Here is a 5,651-nt window from a genome sequence, read left to right as displayed (position 1 = left end):
ATTTAACATAATGGTGGTTATACGAAATTTGGATGTTAGAAACCATTTAAATTAATGAGTTATTGAATAAGTAAAACCCTCTAAGTAGACTTTTAGAGGTTGTAAATCTAGGAAAAAGCTAAAGATGCCGTTGATTGAGTATTACGGTCTGCTATTTGAATGGCACGATAAAAAAATGGAATTAGTCTATCGAGGGCGTGAAATTACTTTTGAAGAGGTATGTAGTGTTTTTCTTGATCCAGAGCTGATGTCCTTTGACGATCTTGGTCATTACGATGAGCAACGGCTAATATCAATCGGTCTGAGTAATCGTGGTAGACTACTAACAGTGGTTTGGGTTGAACGTGGTGATGTTGCAAGAATCATTACTGCCTTTGAGCCATCGCACAATCAAAAGCGGAGGTATAACCATGCAAAATGAATTAGAACGTTATAAAAATTTTGACCCTACCAATGCGCCAGTAGTAAAACCAAATTTTGTTAAAAAATTACAAGAACGCCATGCGATTGCTCAAGCAAAGGCTTTTGATGCGGATGTTGTAACTTGGCTAAGTTCTCAAGATAATGAAACAAAACAGCATATTAACGACATGGTGCGCCATATCATGGCGTTGAAACGTATTTAATTAAAATTTAGCTCGATGCTTTGCAATATGGCGTTAGCCATATTGCAAAGTCGAGCCACTTTGCGTACACCGGTATAAATTGGAAAATGAAAGAAACCAAGCAAAGTACTGTCCCATCTCATAACTTGGTTAACTATGAAAATATATAATTTAGCTCAAAGTTTTTTCATCATTTCTGTACTGACTGCTTGTATGGCAAAGCCCGCCTTAGTTTCTAGTGCTATAGAACCTGTAAAATCTGTAATTTTTATTAAGCAAAGTCCTGAAACAAAGACTTATATGCTCTCAATGACAGGTGGCAAATTACATTTAGATCCTCATGGCTGTATTCGTTTAAATAGCGATAATGGCCCTTTTATTATCTGGGCTAACAGCAGTGAATTAGAATATACAAATGATGGTAGGATCAGCATTACCAATAAATTTAATAACCATAAAGTTTTTATAGGTGAGGAAATCAGACTTGGTGGAGGTATGTACTCAACAAAACTCCAATCTACCCCAGATGTTTGTACACAGCACGGTTATTGGCTCGCAGCTCCGCTTTAACAAGTACTATTTAGGGTCAATCACACAATAATCTTTGTGTGGCCCGTGACAGTCATTTTTCATAATCCGGACACAGGATTTACCATTACAGTTTTTAATATCCAGGTTATATCTTTGTTCTAGCCAAGCTGCTTCTGCACGACGTTCTTTGATCTCGTCAAAACTTGGAATGAATAAAAATATAAAAGACAGAAAAACCAGAACCAGACTGAGGAAAATTGCACACAACAAGGCAATAAATCTGTAGTTCAATTTATCGGTGGCTTTATCTAACTCCTGAATACGACCTTGGAGGGCGCGTGTAGCCTCTTGGTTTGCATTATTTAGGGTCTTTTTACTCTGTTCCAGCACCCCACTAGCCACTTTGCTGTAAAACGTCTCTAATCGCTTATTATCGTCTGCTATGGCTTCTCTGTATTCCTTCATAGATGCCAATAGAATATATAACTGATCATCTAGGTCTAAATCATCATTTTGGTTACTCATCGTGACCATCCATCATTATCTAAATTTCGTGATGCCTTACGATTTGCTTGTTCGGCTCGTTGTTTATCTAATTCTTGCTGTCGCTTCATTTCCGCTTGGCGTTCCAGTTCTAGGCGTTTGCTTTCTTGGTTCTTCTGCCATTGCTCAAAACCTTGATCGACACGGTTTAAACCACGCTGTAAAACGCTCTCTTTCTGCTGTTTCTGTTGGTCAAGCTGTTGGGCGTTCTGCTGTTTCACATTGTCATTAAAACGGCTGATTTCAGTGTCTATGCCTTGTCTGCGTAATTGGGTGACTTTAGTGCCTTCATGGATGGTGGCTTGTAGTCCGTTATTCTGATCGGCATAGCTGCGGTGGTCTATTTTTTCCTGAAAACCTGCTCGTTCTAATGCGTGATTGGCTAAATTTGCCCACGTTTCCCGAATCTGTTTAATTTCGTCTTGGGTTGTCCCCATACCAAGGCTTTTTCGTTTGGCGTTGCTGAGTTCAATATCGGTTTTGGTGGTCAGAGTGAGTTTATTGTCTGCATCCAATTCGGCTTTTCGGGTTGTGAGCATGATATGGGCGTGATGGTTCTTATCATTTCCGCCTTTGCTGGGTTCGTGGATGGCTAAGTCTGCAATCACGCCATAGCGATCAACTAAGGCCGTGGCAAAGGCTTTTGCCAAGTCCTTACGTTGATCTGCGTCTAATTCATCGGGTAGGGCGATTACCCACTCTCTGGCGGTTCGGGCATCTTTGCGGTTTTCGGACTGTTCCGCCAAGTTCCAAAGTTGGCTGCGGTCAATTTCAATATTGAGATTAGACACAATTTCGGTATGGGCGACTCCATCCTTTCTCGTAAAGTCATGCGTCAGCCCTGTACGTTTATCTTCTAGTTTTTCCCCTGCACGATAAGCCATAGATGCAACGGCAGTTCTTCCCGAACTGCGGTTAACGGTTTTGGTTGTACAGTGGTAAATCGCCATTAAATTTTCCTTGTGGCATCCACGTATTGATTACATTTCGGGCATTCTTTTCTAATAGTTTGAATGGATACTCCATTCATTTGCTCTATAAGAATTTTAGGTAATTTGTATAAAAATTCATTCCCACAGTTTGAGCATATAAAAATATGCTGTTCATCAATATTGTATTTCTTCATTTGCTTTACCGCTCTTGCTTTTGCTTTTGGGGTTAAGGGGTGTCCCCCTTACGCATCTTTTGACTTGAATGAAATTCAAGTCGTAAGTGCGCATTTCATGAAAAACACGATAGCATATTACCCGCTTGAATTTCAATTCATAGGGTCTTATGCTTGAGTGGTTTTCTATATTCCGAAATTAACCGTTATGACTAAATCTGCTGAAAATATCGAAAAGAAAATTGAAGCCCAGTTAGAGAAGCTGAAACAGTTAAAAGCACAGAAACAGGCTATTGAAGCAAGAGAACGTACCAAGCAAAAAGAACAGCAAAGAAAAGACGATACTAGACGTAAAATTTTGCTCGGTTCTTACTTGATTAAGAAAATGCAGGCAAATGAAGCCAATAAAGAAAAAATACTCGCTGAACTCAACGAATATTTAACAGAAAATAGAGATCGACAGCTTTTTGAGTTGCCCGACATTGAAGCCTAATTTTTCTTAGCTGTTTGGTTGTTTTGTTCGGCTTGATACTCTGGAATGAGCGTATTTAAAACCTTTTGAATATTGTCCTTGTCCTCGATTTGTAAATTATCCCGATAGTAAATTAAGTTCTGTATTTTGCTTTCCATCTGCATTTTTTCGGTGGGTTCGGCATCTTTGGATAGTCGGGATAATAGGAAGATATAACCGCATATATTTTCCCTCGCAATTTCATAATTTACGATGTCGAGGTATTCAACGGTCACATGCTTTAGATCGGTTGATAGGTTATTTAATTTAATCATGGCTGAAATCCTGATTTTTCTAAAATTGGATAAAGCTCTCTGAATTTTTCAGGCTCTAACAGCATATCTGCTATACGGATAGCAAATTGTTGGTAGCTTTCTGTACCTTGTGAATATTTCCCCATTTCAGGCATTTCTGACATTTTTTTTGCAAATAAATGGCGTTGTGCATCGGTCATTTTGATAAAAAAGTCAGGTGTGTTTGGGTCACGCTTAGAATCTAATTTTTTCGGTTGTTGTTTCTGCTTAAACTTGAATGAAAACCCAGTAATTGTACGCCCTTTCTTGTGTTGCTCATAAGTGGCTTTTATGTCTGTATGTTCATTGATTTGAGTAATGGCAGTTTCTAATACACGGCTTTTAAAATGGTGCATACGTTGATATTCATCATCTTCAACACCTAAATTTTTACGTAATTGTTGTAGTTCAAAAACAGGTGTTTTACCAACTTCACGCCAAGCGATTAATAACTCATAAAGTCTAGTGGCATACTTACTGGTTAGGTGTGCAACTTGTTTGGCTTCATATTTTGTAAAGTGTTCTTCTAATCTAGTGATTAAAGGAACTACATCAGGTGCGAAAGTAATTTCTAGTAATGCCAAATCATCTACATAAAAAATACGGCTTACCCAGCGAGAGCGAACGATACCTACCTTCCCTGTTTTTTTATATTCGGCTGTATAGCTAAACTGCCTGTTAAATAGATTATTTACGGCATCTTTCAGGGCTTTGTAGGATGCATCAGGTGATACATTAAATAGTTTTGCATAGTCACTAGCATGTATTTCTAGTTTGCTATCTGCCGTAATACCCCGCCCTAACTCCCTTGCATTAATGATTGCAAGCATGACTAAACGCTGTTCCGTTAGTTCTAAATTATAACTGGCGTTTATTAATGCATTATCTTTCACAACTAAACCATTCTTCATATTAAATACACGTTATTATTAATGTGTATTTACACACTATATATTTTATGTGTGTAAATCAAGAGAATTTGTGTGCTTATACAAGAGAATTTGTGTGCTTATACAAGAGAATTTGTGTGCTTATACAAGAGAATTTGTGTGCTTATATAAGCTGTAGTCCTCTCATATCAATGTTTTCAGCTTATCTAAAAGCATTTAAAAGCTTTAAAAATAATTAAAAGCCTTTCGAGAGGGGAGTGCAAACTGCCCTAGGTACTCGCTAAAGCTCGTACTCTATTGAAGCTCGTTCCTCGCTTCGTGGGGCAGTTTTTGGTTAATCCTATTTGTGAAATCTAAAAGAAAAAGCATTGATAATGTATTCGCTTCGCTCATACTTTTTGAAAAGCAAAAGCTCCAAAGTTCGCACCCATTCGGGATGCTCTGTACCTACCGTTTAAAATCGAAAGGGAGCTTGTAATCAGAGAAAAGGCGAGGGCGAAATTTTGATGATGCTCAATCGCTCGTAGACACTCGCTCTGTTCTTATTATCTAGGTTTTAATTATTTACTGGAGCTAATCAAAGTTGTGAAACATTGCTTAAATAATAGGCGTGGAACGTGAAAAATCATAAAAAAAGCCCAATTGGGTGTGATTGGGCTATAAACTAGAAACTACAGCATTGATTTCTAAGGAAAATTATAACACCTTTCGTATAAGGTGTATTATGTTAATTTTAGGGAAACTTAATTCTATAGGTGATACCAATGGACAAAAAGATAGAAGAGAAAACTAAAGATATTAATGAAAAAATTCAAAAATTGGATTTAGCTATCCAAGAACTAATAGAAACTACAGACAATTTTTTTATTAATGATAAGTACTATGGAATTGAATGTGCTTTTATTTTAGACCATGCACTAAATATTAAAATGCACTTTTTCAACAAGTATCCAGCATTTGCACCACCTCACTTACGAGGAGTAGAAAATTATGATCGAATTATACATATTAGAGAAAATAATCCTGAAGATAAGCTAGAACAAATTTCTCCTCTTAAAGACTAAATTTTCTAATCGCGTACTTAGAAGCCCCTATTATTTAACATAATGGTGGTTATACGAAATTTGGATGTTAGAAACCATTTAAATTAATGAGTTATTGAATAAGTAAAAC

The 5,651-nt window shown here is 37.3% G+C and carries 9 protein-coding genes; 5 read left to right on the top strand and 4 right to left on the bottom strand.

The window, feature by feature from the left end; all coding sequences use genetic code 11:
* The first annotated feature begins 124 nt into the window (after positions 1-124).
* The 3 genes from HHA43_RS12955 to HHA43_RS12945 all read left to right on the top strand — a co-directional run bounded on the left by HHA43_RS12955 (position 125) and on the right by HHA43_RS12945 (position 1,175).
* Positions 125-421 carry a BrnT family toxin gene (locus HHA43_RS12955; RefSeq protein ID WP_136144373.1) on the top strand — a complete coding sequence of 99 codons (297 nt, stop codon included), beginning with the start codon at positions 125-127 and terminating at the stop codon, positions 419-421.
* Positions 411-626, top strand: a complete 216-nt coding sequence (locus tag HHA43_RS12950; RefSeq protein ID WP_136144374.1) for a hypothetical protein — start codon at positions 411-413, stop codon at positions 624-626. Before HHA43_RS12955 ends, HHA43_RS12950 begins: the two co-directional genes overlap by 11 nt.
* A 135-nt stretch (positions 627-761) precedes the next feature.
* Positions 762-1,175: a hypothetical protein gene (locus tag HHA43_RS12945; RefSeq protein ID WP_151208204.1), complete on the top strand. Its 414-nt coding sequence runs from the start codon at positions 762-764 to the stop codon at positions 1,173-1,175.
* 6 nt (positions 1,176-1,181) lie between these two features.
* Here HHA43_RS12945 and HHA43_RS12940 read toward each other — a convergent pair whose 3' ends face one another.
* Both HHA43_RS12940 and mobQ read right to left on the bottom strand, forming a co-directional pair.
* Positions 1,182-1,661: a hypothetical protein gene (locus HHA43_RS12940; protein WP_151208203.1), complete on the bottom strand. Its 480-nt coding sequence runs from the start codon at positions 1,659-1,661 to the stop codon at positions 1,182-1,184.
* On the bottom strand, positions 1,658-2,629 hold the full coding sequence (gene mobQ, locus HHA43_RS12935; protein ID WP_168370880.1) for a MobQ family relaxase: 972 nt from the start codon (positions 2,627-2,629) through the stop codon (positions 1,658-1,660). Before mobQ ends, HHA43_RS12940 begins: the two co-directional genes overlap by 4 nt.
* A 363-nt stretch (positions 2,630-2,992) precedes the next feature.
* Between mobQ and HHA43_RS12930 the strand changes: the two genes are divergently transcribed.
* Positions 2,993-3,277, top strand: coding sequence for a mobilization protein (locus HHA43_RS12930; protein ID WP_168370881.1), 285 nt, complete (start codon positions 2,993-2,995; stop codon positions 3,275-3,277).
* On the opposite strand, the gene HHA43_RS12925 is transcribed toward HHA43_RS12930, so the two are convergent.
* Positions 3,274-3,570: a hypothetical protein gene (locus HHA43_RS12925; RefSeq protein WP_087528905.1), complete on the bottom strand. Its 297-nt coding sequence runs from the start codon at positions 3,568-3,570 to the stop codon at positions 3,274-3,276. The genes HHA43_RS12930 and HHA43_RS12925 overlap by 4 nt on opposite strands.
* Positions 3,567-4,499 carry a replication initiation protein RepM gene (gene repM, locus HHA43_RS12920; RefSeq protein WP_026438545.1) on the bottom strand — a complete coding sequence of 311 codons (933 nt, stop codon included), beginning with the start codon at positions 4,497-4,499 and terminating at the stop codon, positions 3,567-3,569. Before repM ends, HHA43_RS12925 begins: the two co-directional genes overlap by 4 nt.
* 743 nt (positions 4,500-5,242) lie before the next feature.
* Between repM and HHA43_RS12915 the strand changes: the two genes are divergently transcribed.
* Positions 5,243-5,542, top strand: coding sequence for a hypothetical protein (locus HHA43_RS12915; RefSeq protein WP_000358348.1), 300 nt, complete (start codon positions 5,243-5,245; stop codon positions 5,540-5,542).
* Positions 5,543-5,651 lie beyond the last annotated feature (109 nt).

Source organism: Acinetobacter sp. A2 (assembly GCF_012371325.1).
Lineage (GTDB): Bacteria > Pseudomonadota > Gammaproteobacteria > Pseudomonadales > Moraxellaceae > Acinetobacter.
Note: the sequence above shows the minus strand (reverse complement) of the source record. Positions and strands in the feature narration are given on the sequence as shown.

Bases quoted from the DNA above. Each gene is read 5' to 3' on its own strand.
- HHA43_RS12955 (WP_136144373.1), top strand. From the start codon at position 125: ATGCCGTTGATTGAGTATTACGGTCTGCTATTTGAATGGCACGATAAA.
- HHA43_RS12950 (WP_136144374.1), top strand. From the start codon at position 411: ATGCAAAATGAATTAGAACGTTATAAAAATTTTGACCCTACCAATGCG.
- HHA43_RS12945 (WP_151208204.1), top strand. From the start codon at position 762: ATGAAAATATATAATTTAGCTCAAAGTTTTTTCATCATTTCTGTACTG.
- HHA43_RS12940 (WP_151208203.1), bottom strand. From the start codon at position 1,661: ATGAGTAACCAAAATGATGATTTAGACCTAGATGATCAGTTATATATT.
- mobQ (WP_168370880.1), bottom strand. From the start codon at position 2,629: ATGGCGATTTACCACTGTACAACCAAAACCGTTAACCGCAGTTCGGGA.
- HHA43_RS12930 (WP_168370881.1), top strand. From the start codon at position 2,993: ATGACTAAATCTGCTGAAAATATCGAAAAGAAAATTGAAGCCCAGTTA.
- HHA43_RS12925 (WP_087528905.1), bottom strand. From the start codon at position 3,570: ATGATTAAATTAAATAACCTATCAACCGATCTAAAGCATGTGACCGTT.
- repM (WP_026438545.1), bottom strand. From the start codon at position 4,499: ATGAAGAATGGTTTAGTTGTGAAAGATAATGCATTAATAAACGCCAGT.
- HHA43_RS12915 (WP_000358348.1), top strand. From the start codon at position 5,243: ATGGACAAAAAGATAGAAGAGAAAACTAAAGATATTAATGAAAAAATT.